The 24,105-nt window shown below is 71.5% G+C and carries 23 protein-coding genes; 9 read left to right on the plus strand and 14 right to left on the minus strand.

What is annotated here, in order from left to right; translation table 11 throughout:
- Positions 1–33 precede the first annotated feature (33 nt).
- The 8 genes from BU198_RS37955 to BU198_RS37990 form a co-directional block, all read right to left on the minus strand.
- Positions 34–798: a hypothetical protein gene (locus tag BU198_RS37955; RefSeq protein WP_188301326.1), complete on the minus strand. Its 765-nt coding sequence runs from the start codon at positions 796–798 to the stop codon at positions 34–36.
- Positions 799–1,452: 654 nt separating this feature from the next.
- Entirely contained in the window at positions 1,453–2,415 is a 963-nt protein-coding gene (locus tag BU198_RS37960) for a hypothetical protein (protein WP_188301327.1), read from the minus strand.
- A gap of 227 nt (positions 2,416–2,642) precedes the next feature.
- Positions 2,643–2,975 carry a hypothetical protein gene (locus tag BU198_RS37965; RefSeq protein ID WP_188301328.1) on the minus strand — a complete coding sequence of 111 codons (333 nt, stop codon included), beginning with the start codon at positions 2,973–2,975 and terminating at the stop codon, positions 2,643–2,645.
- A gap of 137 nt (positions 2,976–3,112) precedes the next feature.
- The gene (locus tag BU198_RS37970) at positions 3,113–3,496 is read right to left on the minus strand and encodes a hypothetical protein (protein ID WP_188301329.1); all 384 of its coding nucleotides are present in this window, start codon (positions 3,494–3,496) and stop codon (positions 3,113–3,115) included.
- A gap of 202 nt (positions 3,497–3,698) precedes the next feature.
- Positions 3,699–5,417, minus strand: coding sequence for a relaxase/mobilization nuclease domain-containing protein (locus BU198_RS37975; RefSeq protein ID WP_188301330.1), 1,719 nt, complete (start codon positions 5,415–5,417; stop codon positions 3,699–3,701).
- Positions 5,414–5,968 carry a plasmid mobilization relaxosome protein MobC gene (locus tag BU198_RS37980; protein ID WP_188301331.1) on the minus strand — a complete coding sequence of 185 codons (555 nt, stop codon included), beginning with the start codon at positions 5,966–5,968 and terminating at the stop codon, positions 5,414–5,416. The genes BU198_RS37975 and BU198_RS37980 overlap by 4 nt, the downstream gene beginning before the upstream one ends.
- Positions 5,969–6,808: 840 nt before the next feature.
- The gene (locus BU198_RS37985; RefSeq protein WP_188301332.1) at positions 6,809–7,984 is read right to left on the minus strand and encodes a DUF3631 domain-containing protein; all 1,176 of its coding nucleotides are present in this window, start codon (positions 7,982–7,984) and stop codon (positions 6,809–6,811) included.
- A 126-nt stretch (positions 7,985–8,110) separates the two neighbouring features.
- Positions 8,111–8,326, minus strand: coding sequence for a helix-turn-helix transcriptional regulator (locus BU198_RS37990; RefSeq protein WP_223245494.1), 216 nt, complete (start codon positions 8,324–8,326; stop codon positions 8,111–8,113).
- 596 nt (positions 8,327–8,922) lie between these two features.
- Between BU198_RS37990 and BU198_RS37995 the strand changes: the two genes are divergently transcribed.
- On the plus strand, positions 8,923–10,224 hold the full coding sequence (locus tag BU198_RS37995; protein ID WP_188301333.1) for a tyrosine-type recombinase/integrase: 1,302 nt from the start codon (positions 8,923–8,925) through the stop codon (positions 10,222–10,224).
- A 66-nt stretch (positions 10,225–10,290) separates the two neighbouring features.
- Here BU198_RS37995 and BU198_RS38000 read toward each other — a convergent pair whose 3' ends face one another.
- Positions 10,291–10,773 (minus strand): hypothetical protein, encoded by a 483-nt coding sequence (locus BU198_RS38000; RefSeq protein ID WP_078589103.1) that lies wholly within the window; start codon positions 10,771–10,773, stop codon positions 10,291–10,293.
- A 452-nt stretch (positions 10,774–11,225) separates the two neighbouring features.
- Here BU198_RS38000 and hemL point away from each other — a divergent pair, with 452 nt between their 5' ends.
- From hemL to BU198_RS38035, 7 genes are all read left to right on the plus strand, one after another.
- Positions 11,226–12,554, plus strand: a complete 1,329-nt coding sequence (gene hemL / locus BU198_RS38005) for a glutamate-1-semialdehyde 2,1-aminomutase (RefSeq protein ID WP_188301334.1) — start codon at positions 11,226–11,228, stop codon at positions 12,552–12,554.
- Positions 12,555–12,616: 62 nt separating this feature from the next.
- A complete protein-coding gene (locus tag BU198_RS38010; RefSeq protein ID WP_188301360.1) occupies positions 12,617–13,267 on the plus strand; it encodes a histidine phosphatase family protein in 651 nt (216 codons plus the stop codon).
- A gap of 143 nt (positions 13,268–13,410) precedes the next feature.
- Positions 13,411–14,028, plus strand: coding sequence for a TlpA family protein disulfide reductase (locus BU198_RS38015; RefSeq protein WP_188301335.1), 618 nt, complete (start codon positions 13,411–13,413; stop codon positions 14,026–14,028).
- A complete protein-coding gene (locus BU198_RS38020) occupies positions 14,025–14,798 on the plus strand; it encodes a cytochrome c biogenesis CcdA family protein (protein WP_317620494.1) in 774 nt (257 codons plus the stop codon). The genes BU198_RS38015 and BU198_RS38020 overlap by 4 nt, the downstream gene beginning before the upstream one ends.
- A 2-nt stretch (positions 14,799–14,800) precedes the next feature.
- Positions 14,801–16,621 (plus strand): cytochrome c biogenesis protein ResB, encoded by a 1,821-nt coding sequence (locus BU198_RS38025; RefSeq protein WP_317620495.1) that lies wholly within the window; start codon positions 14,801–14,803, stop codon positions 16,619–16,621.
- A gap of 3 nt (positions 16,622–16,624) precedes the next feature.
- Positions 16,625–17,815 carry a c-type cytochrome biogenesis protein CcsB gene (ccsB, locus tag BU198_RS38030; RefSeq protein WP_188301336.1) on the plus strand — a complete coding sequence of 397 codons (1,191 nt, stop codon included), beginning with the start codon at positions 16,625–16,627 and terminating at the stop codon, positions 17,813–17,815.
- A gap of 140 nt (positions 17,816–17,955) precedes the next feature.
- Positions 17,956–18,342, plus strand: coding sequence for a hypothetical protein (locus BU198_RS38035; protein WP_188301337.1), 387 nt, complete (start codon positions 17,956–17,958; stop codon positions 18,340–18,342).
- Between the two features lie 9 nt (positions 18,343–18,351).
- Here BU198_RS38035 and BU198_RS38040 read toward each other — a convergent pair whose 3' ends face one another.
- Complete coding sequence (locus BU198_RS38040) at positions 18,352–19,449, minus strand: ScbA/BarX family gamma-butyrolactone biosynthesis protein (RefSeq protein WP_188301338.1); 1,098 nt, start codon at positions 19,447–19,449, stop codon at positions 18,352–18,354.
- Between the two features lie 350 nt (positions 19,450–19,799).
- On the opposite strand from BU198_RS38040, the gene BU198_RS43065 reads away from it, so the two are divergent.
- Positions 19,800–20,426, plus strand: coding sequence for a ScbR family autoregulator-binding transcription factor (locus BU198_RS43065; protein WP_317620496.1), 627 nt, complete (start codon positions 19,800–19,802; stop codon positions 20,424–20,426).
- A gap of 73 nt (positions 20,427–20,499) precedes the next feature.
- On the opposite strand, the gene BU198_RS38050 is transcribed toward BU198_RS43065, so the two are convergent.
- From BU198_RS38050 to BU198_RS38065, 4 genes are all read right to left on the minus strand, one after another.
- Positions 20,500–21,111 (minus strand): ScbR family autoregulator-binding transcription factor, encoded by a 612-nt coding sequence (locus BU198_RS38050; RefSeq protein ID WP_188301339.1) that lies wholly within the window; start codon positions 21,109–21,111, stop codon positions 20,500–20,502.
- Between the two features lie 226 nt (positions 21,112–21,337).
- Positions 21,338–21,544, minus strand: a complete 207-nt coding sequence (locus tag BU198_RS38055) for an acyl-CoA carboxylase epsilon subunit (RefSeq protein WP_188301340.1) — start codon at positions 21,542–21,544, stop codon at positions 21,338–21,340.
- 72 nt (positions 21,545–21,616) lie between these two features.
- Positions 21,617–23,218: an acyl-CoA carboxylase subunit beta gene (locus BU198_RS38060; protein WP_188301341.1), complete on the minus strand. Its 1,602-nt coding sequence runs from the start codon at positions 23,216–23,218 to the stop codon at positions 21,617–21,619.
- Positions 23,219–23,671: 453 nt separating this feature from the next.
- Complete coding sequence (locus BU198_RS38065; RefSeq protein ID WP_188301342.1) at positions 23,672–24,094, minus strand: PLD nuclease N-terminal domain-containing protein; 423 nt, start codon at positions 24,092–24,094, stop codon at positions 23,672–23,674.
- Positions 24,095–24,105 lie beyond the last annotated feature (11 nt).

The raw sequence follows: 24,105 nt of genomic DNA on the forward strand, positions 1-24,105 counted from the left end.
TTCGCTTTCCGGCGGAGCGGCGGAGCGTCCGGCCTACCCGAGCGGGGTGTTGGCGCCAGTGAGGTCTTCGATCACGCCGGGGTCGAGCTCTGCGGCACGATGCAGCAGGCGCATCCGCTGCACGGGGGTCAGGCCCAGTGCGTCGTCGAAGGCGAGGCGTTCGAGTGCGGCGGCGACGTAGCCGGGCGCGGCTGCGGCCAAGGCCTGGCGCATGGCCTCGTCGGAGACGTCTGCCGCAGGCATGTCGGCGACGTAGTGCCCGGCGAGGCAGTACGTCTCAACCGCCCGCGTATTGATCCGCTCCAGAGCGGCCTTCGCGTTGGCGTCACCCTTGTCGGCGCGCAGGACGAGGTCCACCTGGTCGCGGCGGTCGGCGGCCGCAGCCACCGGTCGGAGATCAGATGCAGTGGGCCACTCAGGGGTGGCCTCCTGCACCACCTCGGCGGCCGGGGTGTCCTTGGGCGTGCGGCGCAGCTTCTCCTTGAACCGGCGCGCCCCGTCCTTGACGTACGGAGTGGCAACCTCCAGGGCGGCGGCCGTCACGGCGCGCGCGACGTCCACCGCGATGCTGGCGGCGCAGTTGACGAGGAGGTTCCTTAGGCCGTCCCTGTAGCCGTCGTCGTACCGGTCGTCGGCATCGAAGAGTTCGGCCTGGGTGACGAGCGAGTTGTCCCGGTCATTGCGGGCGGTAGCACGCATCCCGCCGGAGGAGGCGCGGGAACGGTCGAGGTGGGTGCCGACGGGGTACACGGCCCACACCAGCTTGCGATTCGGCTGCGGCCGTTGGTAGTTCGACATGACGGAACTGTAGGGGGCCGCACAGACAGCGCGGCGGTAAAGGCAGCTGCACGAGATCAGCGGCGGTGGCGCCGGGGCCGATGAGGTGTCGGCCAGGCTCGGGCTTGGTGATCGCTGGCAGGCGCGGCGGGTAGGAGAACAGCCCGCATCGGCACTCAGGCAGACGGTCTCAGGGTCAGATCGGCTGCAGAGAGCTATCTCGTCACCAGGGCACGCCGACTCGTCGAACCGCTGCAAGATGCCTTGGAAGGCATCCCACAAGACATGGGGCAGAGTGTGCTTTTAGCCGGCTGCGACCAAGCTGTCCGTGTCGTCATCAACACCGCCGATCAGTTCAGCAGCGAGCCCCGCCCGTCCGACCCCGCACAGGCCGAGCACCTGTGGGCCGCCGCGTGGCTCAACCTGAACCGTGTACCCCTGCGCGCACTTGGCATGTGGCTCGGCCATTCTCGACACGCCCCCACCGACTCCGGGACCACGCGGTTCGCACGGCGGGCAATCGCAACAGCAACCCGCGAATTCCAGGCTTCCGGACAAGTTCGTGCCCTACCCGTGGCGGTGCCTGTGCGCGCACAACTGGCCGCAGTCCTGGCCACCGCGCACTACGCACACCAGCGATCGTGACCGCCTCGGAATGAACGCCTATGCCGCAGGCTAGCCAGCGGTGGCCAGGCCACCCAGGTGCAGGCCGACGGTCCTCCCGGCGTGCAGGGCCGCTCTGGCTCGGGCCGCTCCGCTGCGGGTGGCCGCCTCGCCTCCGCCGACGGAGACTGTTCGCGTGCCGAGGCCCGCGCACTCCCGGCAAATGCCCGCGTGGGGCACCGGGTCGTGGCACTTGGTGCACTCGGCGTACCGCGCTGCTGCGAGCCTCGCAGCAGGCCGGAGGGGTGGCATCTTGCGTTCCAGGCGGTAGCGGAGCACCGCGACCGCCGAGTGCACAGGGGTGGGCAGGCCCGGAAGCAGGGCCTGAGCGAGGTCGGCAGGGGTCGCGCCACGTTCCAGCCACCGCGCTACGAGGGGTGCTAGTTCCTCGGCTTCGGTCTGGCCTAGCCGCAGGCGCGGTTCGGGGCGGATCACCCGGAACAGGGTGGTCAGTGCCTGGCGGACCTGCTCGTCCGGTGCCGCCACGGGCTGCTCGGCGGTCTCCTCTTCGGAGCTTTCCGCCCGCCCTCCGGTCCTCGCCTGAGGCTCGTCGGCGAGGGCCGGCTCGTCGGCCTGCTCGGCGGGGAGGGAGGGTTCTTTCACCAGGTCCTTTACAAGGGTGTCAGCACCGCCGGTGGTCGCTTCGCCGGAGACCGGACGGGTGGCACCCGGCAGCACCGTGAGCTGCGGGGTGTCGTGGACGTGGGTCTCGGTGCGGATGGTGCCGTCGGGCATGCGGATCTTCTCGACCCGGTAGAAGCCGGCCTCGGTCAGCTCCTTCAGGGCCTTGCGGATCGCGCCGCGTCCCTGGGTGCTGGTGTCGGCCATGTGCCGGCCGTCCTCGCGCCAGCCGTCGGGGCGGGAGAGGAGATCGGCGAGCAGGCCGCGGGCGGTGTAGGAAAGCCGTCGGTACTGCAGGACGGCGTTGGGCAGCACAGTGAAGTTGCGCGCGTGGGCGCTACGATGGACACGCATCGGGAGTGATAGCTCCTGTTGCCGGACCCCGGGGTGTTACCAGCACCGCCGGGGTCGCCTATTTTCGGTTGGACCACGGAACGTAGCACACGTACGGCCGGAAGATCCAAGTCTCGCGAGCGATCACGATCACACTCTGCGGCCAGTGACGGCAGGTGAGTTGGTCCGTTGAGCCGGCCTGGCTTCCGCAGGAGGCCGCCACCGGTTGGTGGCGGCCTCGGCGCCGGTCATTCCAGGTTCCACACCGTTCCCGCGAGCAGCCCGTCGAAGCCGAGTCCGCGGTACATCTGCTCGAACGACTCCCACTCCTGGTGGTCCCCGATGTCGTCTCGGGCTGTGGTGACGTCGGCGGTCTCCAGGTCGTGCTCGCGCCACTCGTGGGCGCATCGGCAGCGCACGAAGACCAGGTCGGGTTGGACGTGGATAAGGAGCCAGTCGCGGGTGGCGTTGCACATGGCGCAGGTGATGGTGATGCCGCAGGGGTTGAGGGGTGCGGGGTGGGGGACGGCGAGGACGACGTTGCGGTGGGGGTTGCGGTCGGCGTCGGCGGGGTTGGTCAAGCGCGGTGCCCTTCCGTGGTGTGACGGGTTCAAGCACCACACGACGACGGAGGGGCTGAGATGCTTCCCGATCGCGCAGGAAGACATCAAATCGACGCCCTGGCCGGGCAGGTACCCGGCCAGGGCGGGGTGGAGGGTCAGCTCTTGATGAAGGCGATGCGCTGGGCGGGGGTGAGGGCGTCGGAGAGGCGCGCGAACTCGGCGCGGTCCTGGTCGGTCATGGCGGCGAGGAGGTCAGTGCTGTCGGCGTCGTAGTCGGGGATCGTGATCCAGTACCGGTAGGTGAGGACGCGGAGGGCGTCCATCGGGTCGACGAGGTCGCGCTTGAGCAGGAGCTTGTACACGTCGAAGAGGGCTTCGAGCTCTTCCTCCCCGGCGGCTTCGGCCATGGCCTGCTCGGGCTCGCTGAACGGTCGGCCGTCCTGGTGGGACCAGGTGTCGGTGTCGTCGCGGTACGCGAAGTCCGCGTCGAACAGCAGCTTCATGATGTTCCGGCTGGCGAAGGTGGTGGTGTTGGTCACGGGTGTCCTTTGCGGTGGGGGATGGGGCTGGGTGTGGTCCTGCTGGCGGCGGTGCTCGATGTCCGGTGGCGGCCGGGCGACCGCGGGCGTGGCCTGCAGGCATGGGCTGCATGGGTCGCTCCGCGGGGGCCTGGGCCGGCCCCGGGAAGGCGTGGCGCCAGGGGATGAGGAGCCTCCTCCTGCGCGGAGACAGGCTGGAGCTTCAGCGCCTGCGGTGCTGCTGGCGGGTGCCGGGCTGCAGCGAAGGCGTGGGCTGTACCGTGTCGCGGCCGGTCGTGGTGGGCCTGGTGGTGCGCAGGCGGGCGGCGTCGGCGGCGCGGTTGGGTTTGGGGTTGCGGCTGGTGTGCTGGATGCGGCCGAGGAGGACCTTGGCGGGTTGGCGGGCTGTGCCGAGTTCGCGGCGGGCGGTTGCCTCGGTGAGGAGTTGGCGGGGGTGGTGGCCGGCGGCTTCGGCGTCGGAGAGGACGGTGGCGAGGGCGGGCCAGGTGGGGTCGGCGAGGACGCGTGCGGCGTGGTCGGGGACGGCGGCGCGCAGGTCGTGGGCGAGGTCGTTGATCGTCTCCTGGGCGGGCTGGCGGTGGGTGAGGGCGGCGAGGTGTTCGGCGGCGGCCTGGTCGTAGGCGGCCTGGAGGTGTTGGACGGCGAGGTGGGCGGCGTGGGCCTGCTGGTGGTGTCCGCGGGCGTGGTGCCAGCGGCTGGCGAGGACTGCCGCCCAGACGAGGGCGGCGATCAGGACGGTGAGGGCGCTGCCGCCGGGTCCGTCGTCGGCGTGGAGGATGTCGCGGGCGGCTCGGCGTAGGGCGGCGGCGGCCTGGTGGTCGGCGCGCACCTGGGAGCGTTGGGCGCGGGCGTACACGCGGGTGGCGGCTCGTAGTTCGGCGCGCAGCTCGTGGGGTGCGGCCTGGGTGGTGGCGTTGATGATGTCGCCGAGGGCGGTGATCTGGGCCTGCGCGTGGGCGCCGGCCCCGGTGTTGCCGTCGGTTTCGGCGAGGTGGAGGGTGTCGAGGGCGTCGGTGGCGCGCTGCCAGCTGGTGCTGTGCCGGTGGCGGCGGGCGGTGGGGTGTTCCTCCGGGGTGCTGGCCGTGAGGAGTGCTTGGAGCCTGGGCAGGGAGAGGTCGGGGGCGATCTTGCTGCCGGAGAGGTAGTTGAGAGTCCCGTCGGCCTTGAGGTCGCCGGGCCGGGCGACGGAGTAGCCCTTCAGGTCTCCGGAAGGCAGTCGGCGGATGTTGACCTCGACGCCGCCGGCTTGGAGGTAGGCGAGGAACTCCTCGATGTTGGCGGCGTGCGGGATGGCGTCGCGGATGCGGTCTTCGAGCCAGGCGCGGCTGGTCTGCTTCCAGCCCAGACGTTTGGCCTTGTGCATCTCGGTCTGGGTGGGGCGTTTGGCGGCGGTGCCGTCGCCGGGCTTGAGCCGGCGAAGGCCGTAGTCCTTCTCGATCTGGCGGCAGGCGTCGGCGGCGCGTCGCCCGCTGCCGTGGAGCTTGGGGCGGCGGCCGTCCTCGCGGACGGTGGTCGCGAGGATGTGGATGTGGTTGTCGGCGTGGCGCATGGCGATCCAGCGGCAGGCGAGGTCGTCGCCGTCGGGGGCGATGCCGGCGGCCTGCACGATGCGGTGGGCGATGTCGGCCCACTCGGTGTCGGAGAGGAAGCGGTCCTCGGGGGCGGCGCGGACGGGGCAGTGCCACACGTGGCCGGTGAGCTTGAGGCCGACTTCGCTGTTGCGCAGGTGGACGGGCTCGTCGAGGTAGTGGGCGAGCTGGGTGAGGGTCGCCTGCTCGTCGCGGCCGGGGTCGGGCATGGCGAGCATCGCGAAGCCGGCGACGATGTGCGGGTCGTGGTGCTCGTCGTGGCGGCCAGGGCCGTAGAGGTAGGCGAGCAGGCCGCGGGTGTTGGAGCCGGGGTCCTTGATGGCGGCGATCACGGGTGGGGCGGGGTCTCCTGGTTGGCGGACGGACGGAAGGCGTGGGCGATCTCGGTCTGGAGGCGGAGCAGTTGGTCGATGGTCCGGGGGCTGTGGGCCGGCCGGTCGTAGCCGCCGTTGTCGGCGCGGGCGATCTGGTTGAGGTTGTGGGCCAGGCGGTCGTGCTTGCGCAGGAAGACCGAGCGGAAGTGGTGGGTGGCCCGCCGCTCCTCGGCGAGGGGCAGGTCGATGAAGAACCGGCCGTCGATGAACGCCATGACGACGTCGGCGGCGAAACCGGACATGCCGTTGTAGCCGTGGGCGAGCGCAGCCGTCTGCAGCCTGGCGTGCTCGTCGGGCTTGAACCGCAGTGGGCCGACGCGGTCCTCGCGCTTGACGCCCTCGAAGCGGCGGTTGCGCGGCTCGGCGATGCCGGCCTCGGTGGGGCTGTCGTGCCGGCGGCGGTCGGTGAGGATTGCCGTCTGGACGGCGATGAGTTCGTCCGGTTCGGGGCCGCCCTCGGCCTCGAACTCCTGCCCCGGCGCGCCCTCGCGCCGGGCCCGCTCCGCCACCCCTGGGGCGGAGCCTCCCCGTGTCCGGCCGCGAGTCGGACTCGGGGTACTACTGGCTCCGCCAGGGCCGCCCGGGCCGAACGCCCGCCGCAGGTCACGGGCGAACGTAGGCGAGTCCAGAAGCGCTTCCAGGCCGGCATCGGGGCTGTCGGCGCGCTCGGGGCCGTGCTGGTGATCGGTCAGGGAGTCTCTCCTGGGTCTTCGGGTGGATCGGTCATGCGGGCGAGGTGCGGACGGACCGCGAGGCGGACGGTCCGGTTCCGTGAACGGACCGTTGGACTGAGCGGGTCCGGTCCACCGGTCCGGTCCGCTTGGTCGGTGAGCGGATTTCGGTCCGCCGGTCCGCCGGTTCGGCGGACCACGGTCCGGACCGTCCGGAACGTGAACGGACCGGCGTGCCGGTCCGCGCAGGGCGGTGGGATGGTCCGGACGGTCCGATGGCCTGGTCTGCGCGGGAGACGGTCCGGCAGCTTCCGGACCGTGCGTTCAGACAGGCCGCCGGACACCGGACCGGTCCAAGTCCGCAAGCCTCGGACACCGGTCCGGTCCGGGCGGTCCGCAAGCCTGCGGGTGGCGGACCGTCCGGTCCGTTTGGGTTGAGTGCCGCGGTCCGTTTCATCCGTCTCGTGTGCTGAAGTCCGTTGCCACGACTGGCCGGTGCGGATGGTCGCTCCGTCCCGCTACCGTCTTGGTCCGGTACAGCCGGATCGGTCCGGCCGGCCGCCTTGTGGTCGGGCAGGCCCTGCGGACGGCTCTCGGAAGGCTGCCGTCCCGGTGGCGGGCGTGCGGGAGAGCGGATGCGACGTCGGTGACGGCATATACCGCACCCGGGGGTCGGGGTCAGCCGGCCAGGGCGCGCTGGGGGAGCGGGTGGACCTTGGGGCAGTAGCGGCGCCAGGAGTCGGCGAACTTGTTAAAGGTGTAGCCCTTGCGCTGGGTGCCGTCGGGCAGGCGGATGTTGGCCGAAGAGATGCAGTAGTCCTTGAGCAGCCCGGCCAGCGCGCGGGCTGTGAGGCCGCCGCGTCCGTGCTCGGCCCACGGCGCCTCGGGGTCGTCGTTGAGTGTCGCGAGGATCGCCGTGGTGGGCAGGGTGTCCGTGTCGCCGTGGGTGAAGAAGATCCGGCGGATGTCGGCGAGGATTCGCGCGCCGCCGCAGCTGTCCTCCTCGATCTCCTCCTCGGCCGCGACCATGTGGACGCACGCCAGGCGGGCGCGGTCCGGCCATGAGCCGCCGGCGAGGTCGGCGACGGCCACCAGGGGTTCCCAGGTGTCGGCGGCGCGGTCCTCGACTGGCATGTCCGGGTGCAGGGCTTCGGCCTTCTCCCGCACGAGGGAAGCCCAGAGGGCGAGTTTGGCGCGGGTTTCCCGGAGCAGGACGCCGTCGCGGCGGTCCCGCAGCGGGGCGACGACCTCGCCGTCGGCACGGCGGCGCATGCGGATCACGACCGATCGGTCCATGATCGTGTCGGGCAGGTCGCCGATCCCGGCGAGGGCGGCCATAGCGAAGGTGTCGAACTCGCGGGCCTGGTGGTCGTTGCCGACCGACCGGGTGACGGGCCGGTTGCGCTGGTGGCCGGCGTTCAGCAGGCCGCGCAGGCCCTCGTTCATCTCGGCCGTGCGGGGGTTGCCGAAGATGGTGTCGACCTCGTCGACCAGCAGGGTCCTGGGCCGGTCGCTGATCGAGCGGTAGATCGCCGCCGCGCTGGTGTTGACCGTGATCAGCGGGTCGTGGACGGTCTCGACCAGGATGTCGAGCAGGCGGGACTTTCCGCACCGGCGGGCCGGAGCCACGATCGCCAGACGCGGCGCGTGGTGCCACACCGCCTGCAGGTGCGTCGCGGCGACCCACAGCGTGACTGCGTCCAGCGCCTCCGGGGACGGCAGGACCGCGTACCGGCGGATGTGATCACGCAGCTCGGCCAGCAGAGCGGCGCCCGGCGAATCGGACGTGTCCGGGGGCGCGTCGATGGTCCGAAGGGGGTCGGTCGGGGAGCCGTCTGCGGTCAGCGTCTCCATAGCGGCGTCGGCGTCGAGAGGGTGGGACAGAGAGGTGATGGTGGGACTCCAGATCGCGGCACGCGGAGGGGGCGCCGGGCGCCGGCGGTAGAGGGCGGAAACGGGAAGGGGGTGAGGGGCGGCTGGTCAGGCGGTCTGGTCGGCGCTCTGGCCGTCCAGCCAGGCTTCCACCTCCGCCCAGCGGTAGCGCAGGTGCCGGCCGACCTTGATCGCCACGGGGCCCTGGCCGCGGTGTCGCCACGCGTACACGGTCCCGAGCGGGACGCCGAGGTACGCGGCGAGCTCCTCCGCGGTGGCCAGTGGGCGGCGATCGGGGGTGGTGGCACGGAAGGTCGTGGGCAAGAGGTCTCCAGTGGGCAGGGGGCAAGGGAGTGCGGGCGCGCCGAAGGGCCCTTGGAAAAGGGGTCGTTCTGCGCTGGGGAGAGAAGTCTCCACACAACCCGGCTCGGAACCTAAAACGGCTCAGGGTCGGTCGGCGGGCCCGCCCGGAGCGAGGTGAAGCGTCGCGACCTCGCCGGGCGTCGATAACGAACGTAGGGCCCGCAATATCTCGCGTGCAAGGAGTTCGGGAAAATCCACCAAAAGATCTTGATCGCCCTGTCGGGGTGGCCATGCTCAGGCAACTAGCCAGGTCAGGATGCATCGCGTCCGCGATTGGACGTTGTGATCGCCCTTGAGCGGCGGTGAGCGCGCATGGGCGCCAGTGGGCTCGGGACTATCCGGCGCTATCGAGCACGAATTGGCACTGAAGTGCCTCTTTGGGAATCTCTCATTTGACAAACCGGTCGCGGTCGATAAACATCCAACACCCGCCCCGAGGGGCGCTTCCGCGAGCGTTCCGCATTCGCGGTTCACCGGCGCCGCCGTCCGCGCCACCACTTCCACCTCACCGCCGGCCACAGGCCGTGCCCCCTCATGCCCCAGCGCGAAGGAGCCGAATGGCGACCGTCTACGACACCTGGCACAAGACCTATCCCCGCCCGACCGACAAGCCCTGCCGCGAGCACAAGGGCAAGTACCCCACCGCCGAGCACGGCAAGGGCAAGCGCTGGCAGGTCCGCTACCGCGACCCCCAGGGGAATCAGAAGAAGGAGGACTTCGAGCTCAAGACCAAGGCCGACAGCCGCGTCGCCGAGCTCAAGGCAGCCTTGGACGACGGCACGTACATCGACCCTGCGGCGACCAGGATCACCCTCGGCGCGTACGCCACGAAGTGGTTCAAGAACAACACTGCGGGCCCGACGACGGAGGTCCGCTACGAGTGCGTGGTGCGGAACCACATCGTCGGGCGCCTCGGCCACCGTGAGATGCGGGTGTTCAACGATCCCGAGCCGGTTCGTGCATGGATCAAGGAGCTGCTGGAGGTCCCGCTGGCGGCTTCCACGATCGGTGGCATCGGCGACGTGCTCAGCAGCATCTTCGATGCCGCCGTCGACTCCGGCATCCTGAGGCGCAACCCGTGCAAGGCGTCCTCCGTGTCGTGGCCAAAGGTCCCGCCGAAGCCCGTCGTGCCGTGGACCCGTGAGCGGGTGCTGGCGGTCCTGGAGGGACTCCCCGAGAGCTTCCGCGCCGGCGGCGCGGTGGGTGTCGGCTGCGGCCTCCGTCAGGGCGAGATCTTCGCGCTGACGGAGGATGACATCGACTTCGAGGGAGGCTGGTTGCACGTGAACCAGCAGATCCGCTTCGTCGGCTCGAAGATGGTGTTCGCGCTGCCGAAGGGTGACAAGATCCGCTCCGTGCCGCTGTCGCCGGCCACGGCCAAGGCTCTTCGGGCCCACTTCGCGGTGTTCAAGCCGACGCCCGCGACGCTGCCGTGGCACAAGCCCGACGGCAAGCCGAAGACCCTCAAGCTCCTCTTTGTGGACGCCAAGGGGAAGCCGTACAACCGGAGCGTCTTCAACCAGGGCCTCTGGAAGCGCGCCCTGGTGCACGCCGGTGTCATCCCGCCCCGCACGAGCGGCTCGCAGTACTTCGAGGCGGCGCCCGACGACGGCATGCACGCTCTCCGCCACACGTACGCCTCGGCCCAGCTCGAAGGCGGTACCAGCATCAAGGCCCTTGCGGTCTACCTCGGCCACTCGGATCCCGGCTTCACGCTCCGGACCTACACTCACCTCATGCCGAGCAGCGAGGGTCGTGCCCGCTCGGCCACCGACGACTTCCTCCTCGGCGTGGCCGGGCAGGAGCGCGGCCAGGGCACTTCCGGGCCCGTGTGCCCTGGATGTGCCTTGGCCGCCTGACGGCACCTTTCGGGTGCCCGCCCCGGATCCTGTTGACGAGTGATCAGAAGTGGGCGAACCCGCAGGTCACGGCCAGACCAGGCAGTACAGCTGGTGCCCGGCCTCGTGCAGCCGGTTGGCGAAGTCCTGCCACTCGTGCAGCATGCTGTAGATCACGAACGCGTCCCGCGGTCCGCGCCGGTCCGGCACGGTGGACCAGATGAAGGCGGCGGCGCCGAGTTCGGTCTCGTCGGCCTTGCGCAGCGGTTCGACGACGTTGTGGGGGAGCTGGACGACGGCGTAGTCGGGGTGCAGCACGACCAGCTCCAGCGGCGGCACCTGGTGCAGCGGGACCCCCTGGATGCCGGTGAGCACCATGGCGCTCATGGTCTCCGGTTTGATCTTGGTGGAGAGGTGGCCGGTGGGGGAGCCGCTGGTCTCCATCAGGTCGCCGAGCCGCCCCAGCGAGCCCAGCTCGCCGGCGTCCAGGCCGAGTCCGCCGGGCCCCAGGGCGGTGGGGACTCTGGCGGCGGTCGCGCGGTCAGGGGCGCCGAAGTACTTGTACGTCACCCCCACGCGTCCCTCACCCCGCCTCTCACCGCCGCGACGACCTCGACCCGTACCCGCTCCCGCACCCGCTCCCGTACCCCCGCGTGCGGCCTCGGTGGGCCGGCGGGAGCCCCCCGCGGCCTCGTCGTAGCCGTCCTGCGCCTCGGACACTCGGACCATCCTCACCGGAATTCGCCGGAATCGACAGACCCCCGCACGTCCGGCGTCCCACCGGTCGTGCTCCTTACCCGTCATGCGCCGCCGTACCCACTCGCGGTACGCGGCAGTCCTCTTCACACCCCTGCACACAGACCGGAGCGCCTGCGCACTCTGTGTACACAGTCTGACTGGTCCCCGGTCCGGTGCAGTCAGCGGCCCCTGCTGTACGGACAACCGTACAGACAACGGTGCCCGGATCATCGTTCCAGATGATCGGGTCGGACATGCAGAGCGCAAGGACACGATTTGAGACCATGTCTTTTGTGAGCTATCCCTACGAAGCCCCCCAGTCCCAGTCGCTGTTCGACCGCGCCTCCGTGGTGACCCCCGGCGGCGTCAACTCCCCGGTGCGCGCCTTCCGCGCGGTCGGCGGCACGCCGCGCTTCATGGTGTCCGGCACCGGCCCCTACCTCACCGACGCCGACGGCCGCGAGTACGTCGACCTGGTGTGCTCGTGGGGTCCGATGATCCTCGGCCACGCGCACCCCGAGGTGATCGACGCCGTCCGGCGGGCCGTCTCCCACGGCACCTCCTTCGGCACTCCCGGCCAAGGCGAGGTCGAGCTGGCCGAGGAGATCGTCGCCCGGGTCGCCCCGGTCGAGCAGGTCCGCCTGGTCTCCTCGGGCACCGAGGCCACGATGTCCGCGATCCGGCTGGCCCGCGGCTTCACCGGCCGCGCGAAGGTGGTCAAGTTCGCCGGCTGCTACCACGGTCACGTGGACGCGCTGCTGGCCGCCGCCGGTTCCGGCGTGGCCACCTTCGGCCTGCCGGACACCCCGGGCGTCACCGGCGCCCAGGCCGGCGACACCATCGTGCTGCCGTACAACGACCTGGCCGCCGTCGAGCGGGCGTTCGCCGCCCACCCGGGCGAGATCGCCTGTGTGATCACCGAGGCCTCGCCCGGCAACATGGGCGTCGTCCCGCCGCTGCCCGGCTTCAACGGCGGCCTGGCCCGGCTCTGCCGGGAGAACGGCGCGCTGTTCATCTCCGACGAGGTGATGACCGGCTTCCGCGTCTCCAAGGCCGGCTGGTACGGCCTGGAGGCCGCGAACGAGGGCTGGGCGCCGGACCTGCTGACCTTCGGCAAGGTCATGGGCGGCGGCTTCCCGGCCGCGGCCTTCGGCGGCCGCGCCGACGTGATGGCGCACCTGGCCCCGGCCGGCCCGGTCTACCAGGCGGGCACCCTGTCCGGGAACCCGATCGCCACCGCGGCCGGCCTGGCCCAGCTGCGCGGCTGCACCGACGAGGTGTACGCGACGGTGGACCGGGTCGCCGCCGAGATCTCCGGCCTGGTCACCGAGGCGCTCGCCAAGGAGGGCGTGGCGCACCGTCTCCAGACCGCGGGGAACATGTTCTCGGTGTTCTTCACCGAGGCCGCCGTCACCGACTACGACGAGGCGAAGACCCAGGAGGCGTACCGTTTCACCGCCTTCTTCCACGCGATGCTGGCCGAGGGCGTCTACCTGCCGCCATCCGCCTTCGAGTCCTGGTTCGTCTCGGCGGCCCACGACGAGCGGGCGATCGAGCGGATCGCCGCCGCGCTGCCGGCCGCCGCGCGCGCCGCTGCCGCCGCCACGGCCTGAACCCTCTGAGTCCCAGGAGTAGTCGAGAAGTGAGCGCCAAAGAGATCACCGTCGTCCACGTGATGCGGCACGGCGAGGTGCACAACCCGGAGGGCGTCCTGTACGGGCGGCTGCCGGACTACCACCTGTCCGAGCTGGGCCGGAAGATGGCCGAGCGGGTCGGTGAGGACCTGGCCGACCGGGACGTCACCCACGTGGTGGCCTCCCCGCTGGAGCGGGCCCAGGAGACCGCCGCGCCGATCGCCGGGGCACACGGCCTGGAGGTCGCGGTGGACGGGCGGCTGATCGAGGCGGAGAACGTCTTCGAGGGCAAGACCTTCGGCGTCGGCGACGGTTCGCTGCGGAACCCGGGTTACTGGAAGTACCTCACCAACCCGTTCAAGCCCTCCTGGGGCGAGCCGTACCTCGACCAGGTGGTGCGGATGATGGGTGCGCTCGGCGCCGCCAGGGACGCCGCGCGCGGGCACGAGGCGGTCTGCGTCAGCCACCAGCTGCCGATCTGGATCCTCCGCTCCTTCGTGGAGCGCCGCCGGCTCTGGCACGACCCGCGCAACCGGCAGTGCTCGCTGGCCTCGCTGACCAGCTTCACCTTCGAGGACGACAGGATCGTCTCGGTCGGCTACCGCGAGCCGGCCCGCGACCTGCTGCCCGCGCACCTGGTGGGCAAGGGCCGCAAGGGAGACAAGCCGGTGGGCAAGAGCTTCGGCGCCTAGCCCCGCGTAAGCGGTAGGTAAGTATGACTTCGGGTCACCTGGTATCTGCCGGGTGACCCGATTTCGTCGCAGGTCAGAAGGGGTGCCACGCGCAAGGGAGGACCCCGGCGAACCGGCCCGGAACTCCATGCGAAACTTTTCACATGTCTGCCATGACGCGCCCCCGTCCCCGTGTCGCCGCAGCAGCCGCCGCCACCGTCGCCGCCGCTGCGCTCGCCCTCACCGGTTGCTCCTCCGCGGGCTCGTCGGGCAGCGGCGAGGGCCAGGTCGGCTTCGTCACGGTCAAGGGCACCAACCTGTCGAAGGCGGACGCCGGCAAGCGCGGGGACGCGCCGGACATCACCGGGGAGACGCTGGAGGGCACCCCGGCCAAGCTCTCCGACTACCGGGGCAAGGTCGTCGTGCTGAACGTCTGGGGCTCCTGGTGCGGTCCGTGCCGGGCCGAGGCCAAGAGCCTCCAGAACGTCTCGGAGAAGTACAAGGACCAGGGCGTCCAGTTCCTCGGCATCAACACCCGGGACACCGAGAAGCAGAACGCCGTCCGCTTCGAGCAGGAGCAGGGCGTCACGTACCCGAGCCTGTTCGACCCGGCCGGCACCCAGCTCCTGAAGTTCCCCAAGGGCAGCCTCAACCCGCAGTCCATCCCGACCACCCTGATCGTCGACCGCGACGGCAAGCTCGCCGCCCGCGCCGTCGGCGGCACCACCGAGGACGCGCTGGAGTCGATCCTCCAGCCGGTGGTCGCGGAGCAGAAGCAGTGAGTCTGCCGCAGCAGCTCGCCGACACCACCTCGACCGTCCAGAGCGGCGCGCTGCTGGCCGCCGCTCCGGTCGCGCTGCTGGCGGGGCTGGCGTCCTTCTTCTCGCCGTGCGTGCTGCCGCTCGTCCCCGGCTACCTGTCGTACGTGACCGGCTTCTCCGCCGCGGACCTCGCGGACGCCCGCGGCTCCCGGCGCGGCCGGATGCTGCTCGGCGTGGTGCTGTTCATCCTCGGTTTCACCGCGGTGTTCGTCTCCACCGGAGCCCTGTTCGGCTACTTCGGCCAGGAGCTCCAGGACTACAAGCGGATCATCAGCATCGTGCTGGGTTCGCTCACCATCGTGATGGGCCTGGCGTTCATGGGCCTGGTGCCCGGGCTGAGCATGCGCGAGGTCCGGTCGCACCGCCGCCCGGCCGTCGGCCTGCTGGGCGCCCCGATGCTCGGAGTGGTGTTCGGCGTCGGCTGGACGCCCTGCATGGGGCCGACCCTGACGGCCGTGCAGAACCTGGCCCTGAACCAGGCCGACGCCCAGCGCGGCGCGCTGCTGACCACCTTCTACTGCCTGGGCCTCGGCGTACCGTTCATCCTGGCCGCGGTGGCCTTCCGCAGGGCGCTGGGCGCCTTCGGCTGGGTCAAGCGGCACTACCCGCTCGTCATGAGGATCGGCGGCGGCATGCTCGTCGCGGTCGGTCTGCTGCTCGTCACCGGGATCTGGGACTCGATGATGAGCCAGTTGCAGTCCTGGACCGCCGACTTCCAGATCGGAATCTGACCGTGAGCAAGACCACGACCGAGACCGAGCAGCCCCCGGCGCCGGACGACGCCGCCGCCGAACGGCTCAGCACCGCGCCGGTCGAGTCCGAGGGACCGGTCGGCATAGGGGCGTTCGGCTGGGCGCGCTGGATGTGGCGCCAGCTGACCTCGATGCGGGTCGCCCTGGTCCTGCTGTTCCTGCTGTCGCTGGCCGCCATCCCGGGCTCGCTGATCCCGCAGAACGGCCAGAACCAGTTCAAGGTGCAGACCTGGAAGGCGCAGCACACCACGGTCGCGCCGATCTACGAGAAGCTCCAGCTGTTCGACGTCTACAGCTCGGTCTGGTTCTCCGCGATCTACATCCTGCTGTTCGTCTCGCTGGCCGGCTGCATCGTCCCGCGCACCTGGCAGTTCGTCGGCGTGCTGCGCTCCCAGCCGCCGGCCGCGCCGCGCAACCTGACCCGGATGCCGGTGCACGCGGCCTGGCGCACCACGGCGGACGCCGGGACGGTGAACGCCGCCGCGCACCGGCTGCTGAGCAAGCGCGGCTTCCGCGCCCACCTGTCCGGCGGCGCGGTGGCCGCCGAGAAGGGCTACCTGCGCGAGGTCGGCAACCTGCTCTTCCACCTGTCGCTGTTCGCGCTGCTCGGCGGCTTCGCCTGGTCCAGCCTGGCCGCCGGCACCGGCGGCAAGCTGATGGTCGAGGGCGAGGGCTACTCCAACACCATCACCCAGCTCGACGACTTCACCGGCACCCGGTTCTACGGCAGTCAGGACCTGGACCCCTTCTACCTGAAGCTGAACGGCTTCACCTCGGAGTTCCAGACCAAGGGCGACCAGATCGGTGCCGCCCGGCAGTTCACCGCGAACGTCGAGTACTACGAGGGCAGCGACCAGTCGAAGCTCAAGCAGTCGACGATCGAGGTCAACCACCCGCTGGAGATCGGCGGCAGCAAGGTCTACCTGATCGGCCACGGCTACGCCCCGGTGATCACCCTCAAGAACGGCAAGGGCGACGTCGTCTACCAGGGCGCCGTCCCGTTCCTGCCGCAGGACGGCAACCTGACCTCCACCGGCGTCGTGAAGGCCTCCGACTACGGCGTCGGTCCGGACGGCAACAAGACCCAGATGGGCTTCTCCGGCTTCTTCCTGCCGACCGCCCCGCTGAGCTTCGAGGGCACCGGACCGGTCTCGCTGTTCCCCGGTGCCGCCGCCCCCGAGCTGGTGCTGAACGCCTTCGCGGGCGACCTGGGCACCGACTCCGGCCTGCCGCAGAACGTCTACCAGCTCAACACCCGCAAGCTCACCCAGCTGACCCAGGACGGCCAGCCGGCCAAGGCCAGGCTCAAGCCGGGCCAGGGCTGGACCCTCCCCGACGGCTACGGCTCCGTCACCTTCGAGGGCTACAAGCAGTGGGCCAGCTTCAACATCACGCACCGCCCGGGCAACGAGATCGCCCTGGCCGGCGGCGTGCTGGCGATCCTCGGCCTGATCGGCTCGCTGTTCATCCAGCGCCGCCGGATCTGGGTGCGGGCGGTCGCCCTGCCGGGCGGCGGCACCCAGGTGGAGCTGGCCGGGCTGGCCCGCAGCGAGTCGGCGAAGATCGCCGAGGAGCTGGCGGAACTCGCGGTGGACCTCCAGGACGACGCCCCGGCCTCCGAGGAGGACGACGCCCCGGCCTCCGACGGGGACGACGCCCCGGCCTCCGACGGGGTCGACGAGGACGATGAGGACGGCGCCGGGCGACCGGCCGCCGCGCCCGAGCCCGACGCAGTGCCCGACGACCCCGAGGCCGAGGCCTCAGCCCCCGCAGTCCCTGCCGACCAGAACTCCAAGGAGTAGACGGTGCAACTCGCCTCGGCGGTCGACCCACAGCTGGCCGACCTCTCCAACAACCTGATCTATTCGGCGATGGTGGTCTACACGCTCGCCATGTTCGCCCACATGATCGAGTGGACCTTCGGCAGCAAGGGCGCCGTCGCCGTCCGCTCGAAGGAGCAGGCGGGCAGCCTCGGCGAGACCGTCGCGGCAGCGGCGCCGAAGGGCGCGAAGAAGGTCACCGTCACGGTGGCCGGCGCCGGCGGCGGCACCACCACGCTCACCCGCACCGCGATCGCGGGCGAGGGCGCGACGGTGGTCACCAGCGGGCGCGCGGCGGACGAGGAGGACGGCCCGGGCGCGGCCGGCACCAACGAGAAGGCCGACCTGGCCGGCCGGATCGCCATCTCGCTCACCGTGCTCGCGGCCCTGCTGCACGTGGGCGGGATCGTCACCCGCGGCCTGTCGGTGTCCCGCTGGCCGTGGGGCAACATGTACGAGTTCTCCTGCGCCTTCGCCTTCGCGATGACGGCCGCGTACCTGGTGCTGCTGGCCGCGAAGAAGAAGGTCCGCTGGCTCGGCCTGCCGGTCGTCCTCGCGGTGCTGCTGACCCTCGGCATCGCCACCACGGTGCTGTACACCGACTCCGAGCAGCTCGTCCCGGCGCTGCACTCGCCGTGGCTGGCGATCCACGTGTCCACCGCGATCTTCTGCGGCGGTGCCTTCTACGCGGCGTTCATCGCCACGCTGCTGTACCTGTGGCAGGACTCGTACCACACCCGGGTCGAGGCCGGGAAGTACGACTTCCTGCAGCCGGGCGCGGCGCGGTCGCACGACGGGCGGACGTACTCGCGGACGCGGATCCTGCTGGCCCGCGTCCGGGTCTCGGTGTGCAACCGGCTGCCCGCCGCGTCCACCTTCGACAAGCTGTCCTACCGGATCAACGCCCTGGTCTTCCCGCTGTGGACCTTCACCATCATCGCGGGCGCGATCTGGGCCGAGGCGGCCTGGGGCAAGTACTGGGAGTGGGACCCGAAGGAGACCTGGTCGTTCATCACCTGGGTCGCCTACGCCTGCTACCTGCACGCCCGGGCGACGGCCGGCTGGAAGGGCCGCAAGGCCGCGTACCTGGCGCTGGCGGCGTTCGCCTGCTGGCTCTTCAACTACTACGGCGTGAACATCTTCGTCACCGGAAAGCACTCCTACGCGGGGATCTGACCGGGGCACACGATCACCCACCGGCCCGGCTCTCCCACAGGTAGCCGGGCCGAGGTGCAGACAGGGGTAGTGCGCGCCGGCCGCCGGCCGGTGCGAGAGGGATTCGAGGAGGAAATCGCGCGATGGAGTGCGACGAGGTCATGCTGACCGTCCGAATCACCGCCGCCGAGCGCATGCTGCTCCGCAGGCTCGCCCAGGGACACCGGAGCGACGTGTCCGAGGTGGTGTCCGACGCGCTGCTGGACATCATCCCCACGCTCAGCGCGCCGGGAGACGCCTACCGGCTGCTGGGGGCGCTGGCGGTGCCCGCGCCCTGCGCCCTGACGGTCTGGCTGCCGACCCCGCTGGCCGACCTGCTGGTGCCCGGCGCGGCCAGGATCGCGCAGATCACCGACGTCCGGGTCGAGTCGGCGAGCGCCGCCCTGGGCGCGGCGCTGCGGCTCTGGCTGGCCCAGGACCCGGTCCGGCTGGCGACCAACCTGAGCGTGATGCACGCGGGCCGGCCGTCCGCGCTGATGGCCGCCTGAGCGCGGCCGTCAGCTCGCCAGCGGCAGCCGGGTGCCGCCGAGGCCGGGCGTGGCGGGGCGGCCGTCGTAGGCGTCCCGCCTGGCCGGCACCCCCGGCTCCCCGGCCGGTCCGTGCACCGGCTCGGTGAGCACCCGGCACTCGGCCGCCGTCCGGCCGTCCTGGAGCAGCTGGACCAGGACGGCCGGACGGCCGCCCGTCGCGGCCGGCTCGGTGGCCGCCCGGACGAAGCAGGGCCGGTCCAGTTCGATGTAGCGGCCGAAGGAGGTCACCAGCTCGACCGGCACCACCGGCTCGGGGTGGCACAGCCGCTGGGCGGCCTGCCGGGCGGCCTCCAGCACCAGCATTCCCGGCACGTGGTCCAGCTCGTGGTCGAACAGCACCGGGTGCGTGACGTCGGCCCGCAGCAGCCAGGTGTCCGGTGCCAGGGTCGGGCTGAGCACCACGTCCGCGGGCTGGACGCGGCCGACCAGCTCGGGCGCGGCGGGCGCCGGCGGCCGCGGCGGGACGACGCGCCGCGCGGGGCCGCGCAGCCGGGCGTACGAGGCGGGGGAGAGGACCCGCAGCTGGCCGGTGCCGTGGCCGATCGGCCGGCCCTCCCTGGTGACCTCGATGCGCACCCGCAGCGAGACCAGCCCGCCGTGCCGCATCCGGACGTCCTCGCAGCCGACGCCGAGCATCAGCGAGACGGGGCCGGGTGTGACGGCCAGGCCGGGCAGTCCGGGCTCGCCGAGCGCGTAGGAGAGGTCCTCCATGACGAACTGGTGGCCGCGCGGCACCCCGAACCCGGCGTGGCCGATCAGCAGCCCGGCCTGCCGGATCGTCTCCGCCAGCAGCACCGGGTCGTGGTAGCGGTCGCCGGGCAGCCGGTAGAAGCCGTGCAGCCGGGGCCACTGGGCGCCGAGCAGGAAGTCGTACGGGCCGGTGGCCTGCCAGCCGGTGAGGAAGACCTCGGACACCGAGGCGCGGTGCACCAGGTGCCGGGAGACGGTCCGGTCGTGGAAGTCGTAGCCGGTCACGGGGCCGTCGTGGAAGCCGGGACCGTCGGCGTCGCCCGGGCCGGGGTGGGGGTACGGGCCGTGCGGGTCCGGCTCTACGATCGATGGCATGACTGGCCCCCGATTCAGGGTGTCGGTCGGAGCGGCCGCCGCGGCCGTCCGAGCAAAACATACATACCACCCGGTTTGTCTTTGGCGACTGGGGGTGCCCCGGCCGACCGTACCGGCCCGATCACGCTACCTGCCCCGTGGACTGGGGGAATGCCTGTTCGGGGTGGCTCAGGCCATGGGGGGAGGGCTGTTCCCGCTGGACGACGGGGGCGGAGCAAGCGCTAGATTAGATACCAACCATGCGGTTTCGGACGGTACGCTCCGCATGCGAGCGCCGCTCCCCGAAGGGGCCGCGCCGACAGCAGCCGGGTGGGGCGGGGATCGCGCCCGGCCGAGTCCGGAGGGGGCCAGTGGTCAAGCAGGAACGGGCTGGGCGGACCCGGCGGGCCGTACTGCTCGCCGCCGCGGAGACCTTCGCGCGGGTGGGCTTCGAGGCCGCCAGCCTGGTCGACATCAGCCGCCGGGCCGGGGTGAGCAAGGGGGCCCTCTACTTCCACTTCGTGTCCAAGCAGGCCCTCGCCGACGGGGTGCGCTGCGCCGCCGGGCGGGAGGTCGGCTCGGCCGCGCTGCGCGCCCTGCGGGCCGAGGGCCCGGCGCTCCAGGGCCTGATCGACTTCTCGCACGAACTGGCCGGGATGCTGCGCGAGGACGTGGTGGTGCGGGCCGGCATCCGGCTCGGCCGTCCGGGCCCACCGCGCCGGGACGGTGCGCCGGGCCCGGTGGGCCCGGACGTCGCCTGGCGCAGTCTCACCGCCGTCGTCCACCGCCTGCTGGACCGCGCCGCCGAGGCCGGTGAGCTGTGCGCCGGGGTGGACCGGCGGGCCGCCGCCGAACTGCTCACCGCGGCGGCGGCCGGCCAGGTGCTGCTGGCGGGCGAGGAGACGGACCGGCCGGGGCCCGAGGCCGTGAGCCGGCTCTGGACGGCCGCGCTGCCGGCCCTGGTGGCGGCCGAGCACCGGGGCGGCTACCGGGTCTGACCGGAGCCGGCCGACGGGGGCCGCCCGGCGCCGCGGGCCCGCCCGGTGCCTCAGGCTCGCCCGCCGAGGTGCCTCAGGCCCGCTCGCCGACGCTCAGCCGGGCGAGCGCGTGCGGCTGGACCAGGCCGGGCAGCAGCAGCGTCCACAGGTCGGACAGCCGCTGGATCAGGTCCTGCCGGTCGGCCAGCACCTGGGAGCTCAGCTGGATGCCGGTGACCGCGCCGGTGATCACCCCGGAGGCCGCGGTCAGGTCGATCCCCGGGTGGAGGTCCCCCGCCTCCCTGGCCCGCTCCAGCAGGACCCGGACCGTGTCCATCCACCCCTGGTAGGCCGCGAGCTGCGGCTGGGTGAAGCTGCCGTGCTCGATCGTCAGCCGGATGCTGCCGCGCACCAGCGGGTCGGTCCGGAGCGCGCGGGCGAAGGCGTACCCGAGGTCGATCAGGTTCTGCACCGGACTGTCCGAGGTCGGTTCCCAGCCGGAGATGAAGGCGCCCTGCCCCTCGATGACGGCGAGGGCCAGCTCCTCCTTGGAGTGGAAGTGGAAGTACAGCGCGCCCTTGGTGACGCCGGCGCGGTCCAGGATCCCGGACATCGTGGCGGCGGCGTAGCCCCGCTCGTCGAACACCTCGGCCGCCGCGACGAGTACCGCCTGGCGGGTCGCCAGCGCGCGTGCCTGCCTGGCCATCGCAGCCTCCCTGGAAAGTTCTGGTACTCGGCAGCGGCCGGTCCTGTGGGGGCGGACGGGGCGGCGGACGCATACCGTCCAGCAGGTATCCTACCGAGCCTTTCGCGGGCCCTTCCGGCCTCGGTCGGGCAGGTGGGAGCGCCCGGGCCCGCGCGGTCCCGGGAGGAACGCACGACGGCCGGTCACCCGAACGGGGTGACCGGCCGGAGGCCCGGGCCGTGGGCCGTCAGGCGGCCTGCTGCCAGCTGACCGGCGAGTAGTACGCCGGGCGGCGCTCCAGGCGCTGCCAGCTGGCGATCGGCTCGACGGGAGCGGCGGCGGCGGCCTGCTGCGCGGCGGCGCGCGCGGCGAGGACGGCGGTCAGGGCGGCGAGTTCCTCGTCGGTGAGACTGCCGCGGACGATGCGGACGAGGGGTTCGGCGGAAGCGGTCATGTCCTGGTTTCTCCCCCGGGTTGCTGTGGTCTGGGGCGGGTGCCCCGGTGGACTGCTGCGGTGGAGCGGGCGTTACATCGGCGGGTTGCCGTGCTTGCGGCTGGGCAGGTCCGCGTGCTTGGTGCGGAGCATGGCCAGGGCGGAAGCGATCACCTGGCGGGTCTCGGCCGGGTCGATGACGTCGTCCACGAGGCCGCGCTCGGCCGCGTAGTACGGGTGCATCAGCTCGTTCTTGTATTCCTTGATCTTCTGGGCGCGCATGGCGTCCGGGTCCTCGGCGGCGTTGATCTCGCGCCGGAAGATGACGTTGGCCGCGCCCTCGGCGCCCATCACGGCGATCTCGTTGGTCGGCCAGGCGTAGGACAGGTCCGCGCCGATCGAGCGGGAGTCCATCACGATGTAGGCGCCGCCGTAGGCCTTGCGCAGGATCAGCGAGATGCGCGGCACGGTGGCGTTGCAGTACGCGTACAGCAGCTTGGCGCCGTGCCGGATGATGCCGCCGTGCTCCTGGTCGACGCCGGGCAGGAAGCCGGGGACGTCGAGCAGGGTGACCAGCGGGATGTTGAAGGCGTCGCACATCTGGACGAAGCGGGCGGCCTTCTCGCTCGCGTTGATGTCCAGCACGCCGGCCAGCGACTGCGGCTGGTTGGCGATGATGCCGGTGACGTGGCCGTCGACCCGGGCGAGCACGCACAGCACGTTGGTGGCCCAGCGCTCGTGGACCTCCAGGAACTCGCCGTGGTCGACGACCTCCTCGATCACCTTGCGCATGTCGTACGGGCGGTTGCCGTCGGCGGGCACCAGGTCCAGCAGGCTGTCGTTGCGGCGCTCGACCGGGTCGTCCGTCATCACGGACGGCGGCATCTCGCGGTTGTTCTGCGGCAGCAGCGACAGGAGGTAGCGGACCTCCTCGATGCAGGACTGCTCGTCGTCGTAGACGAAGTGGGAGACACCGGAGACGCCGGCGTGCACGTCCGCGCCGCCGAGGCCGTTCTGGGTGATCTTCTCGCCGGTGACCGCCTGGACGACGTCGGGGCCGGTGATGAACATCTGCGAGGTCTCGCGGACCATGAAGACGAAGTCGGTCAGCGCGGGGGAGTACGCGGCGCCGCCGGCGCACGGGCCGAGCATCACCGAGATCTGCGGGATGACGCCGGAGGCCTTGGTGTTGCGCTGGAAGATGCCGCCGTAGCCGGCCAGGGCGGTGACGCCCTCCTGGATGCGGGCGCCGGCGCCGTCGTTCAGCGACACCAGCGGGGCACCGGCCGCGATGGCCATGTCCATGATCTTGTGGATCTTCTGCGCGTGGGCCTCGCCCAGCGCGCCGCCGAAGATCCGGAAGTCGTGCGCGTAGGTGAAGACGGTGCGGCCGTGGACCGTGCCCCAGCCGACGATCACGCCGTCGGTGTGCGGCTTCTTGGCCTCCAGGCCGAAGCCCTGGGCGCGGTGCCGGCGCAGCGGCTCGACCTCGCGGAAGGAGCCCTCGTCCAGCAGCAGCTCGATGCGCTCGCGGGCGGTCAGCTTGCCCTTGGCGTGCTGGGCCTCGGTGGCCTTGTCGCTGGGGCCGCGGCGCACCTTCTCGCGCAGCTCGTGCAGCTCGGCGACCCGTCCGCGGGCGTCGGCCGGGACCTCGGGGGCCCCACCGTCGACCTGCGCCTCATGCACAACCGTCATCTCGAACCACTCCAAGGGTGAGGGAACTGTCCGACAGCCAACGTCATGCTGTGCCCCCGGCTGCGAATCACTTTCTTCACTTATGACTGTACGAGGGGCCGTGCGCTGGTTTCGGCGTCGATTCCGTACAAGGTCGGGTTCGTTTCGCTGTCAGGCCTGGACAGAAGCGGTTGGTTCAGCCGCTGAGCGCTCGGTGTTCACTCGGGTACCGGGGGTTGTCGGGCAGGTGATGGCCCGATGATCTGAACATGAAGGAAAGCGCAGGTCAGGGCCGTCTTTTAGCAATGTAGGCCGGTCCTCTGGGGTCGCGCTCAAGGTCTGCTCAAGTCCGGCGGCGGAGCGGCCGCCGGCCGGGCGAGACGGCGGAAAGTCGTAGGGAAGCGCCAAAAACACCGCAGCCCACCCCGGGTGTCAGGGGTGGGCTGTCCGGGCGAGCGGTCGGACCGGCTCCGATCAGCTCTTCTTGCCGTCCTCGGGCTCGTCGCGGTCGCGCAGCTCGCGCTCGCGACGCCGCAGATCGGACTCCCACTGCTTCAGCATGTCCTCGTGGTCTTTGTCGTTCCTCTTCAACGAGGCGAGGAACTCCGGGTCGTCGTCCGGCGCCGTCGGCCGTCCGCCGCGCGGGGCCGGGCGGCCCTGGCGGTCGTCGGCCGGGTACCCCGCGTGGGCCCCGGCGGGGGCGGCCGGCAGGAAGCCGCGCCGCTTGCCGGCGATCAGCCAGGCGATCGGGCCCAGCGGCGGGAAGAGCAGCACGATCAGCACCCAGACCACCTTCGGCAGGTGCTTCACCTCGTCCTCGGGCGTGGTCAGGCAGTCCACGAACGCCCAGACCCAGAGCGCGAGCGGAAGGATGATGGTCAGAAGAATCCTCAGCACGGCCGGGTTCT

Origin of the sequence: Streptomyces sp. CBMA156 (assembly GCF_014596515.1) — a bacterium.
Classification (GTDB): domain Bacteria; phylum Actinomycetota; class Actinomycetes; order Streptomycetales; family Streptomycetaceae; genus Kitasatospora.

Bases quoted from the DNA above. Each gene is read 5' to 3' on its own strand.
- BU198_RS37955 (WP_188301326.1), bottom strand. From the start codon at position 798: ATGTCGAACTACCAACGGCCGCAGCCGAATCGCAAGCTGGTGTGGGCC.
- BU198_RS37960 (WP_188301327.1), bottom strand. From the start codon at position 2,415: ATGCGTGTCCATCGTAGCGCCCACGCGCGCAACTTCACTGTGCTGCCC.
- BU198_RS37985 (WP_188301332.1), bottom strand. From the start codon at position 7,984: ATGGAGACGCTGACCGCAGACGGCTCCCCGACCGACCCCCTTCGGACC.
- BU198_RS37995 (WP_188301333.1), top strand. From the start codon at position 8,923: ATGGCGACCGTCTACGACACCTGGCACAAGACCTATCCCCGCCCGACC.
- hemL (WP_188301334.1), top strand. From the start codon at position 11,226: ATGTCTTTTGTGAGCTATCCCTACGAAGCCCCCCAGTCCCAGTCGCTG.
- BU198_RS38010 (WP_188301360.1), top strand. From the start codon at position 12,617: ATGCGGCACGGCGAGGTGCACAACCCGGAGGGCGTCCTGTACGGGCGG.
- BU198_RS38015 (WP_188301335.1), top strand. From the start codon at position 13,411: ATGTCTGCCATGACGCGCCCCCGTCCCCGTGTCGCCGCAGCAGCCGCC.
- BU198_RS38035 (WP_188301337.1), top strand. From the start codon at position 17,956: ATGCTGACCGTCCGAATCACCGCCGCCGAGCGCATGCTGCTCCGCAGG.
- BU198_RS38040 (WP_188301338.1), bottom strand. From the start codon at position 19,449: ATGCCATCGATCGTAGAGCCGGACCCGCACGGCCCGTACCCCCACCCC.
- BU198_RS38050 (WP_188301339.1), bottom strand. From the start codon at position 21,111: ATGGCCAGGCAGGCACGCGCGCTGGCGACCCGCCAGGCGGTACTCGTC.
- BU198_RS38055 (WP_188301340.1), bottom strand. From the start codon at position 21,544: ATGACCGCTTCCGCCGAACCCCTCGTCCGCATCGTCCGCGGCAGTCTC.
- BU198_RS38060 (WP_188301341.1), bottom strand. From the start codon at position 23,218: ATGACGGTTGTGCATGAGGCGCAGGTCGACGGTGGGGCCCCCGAGGTC.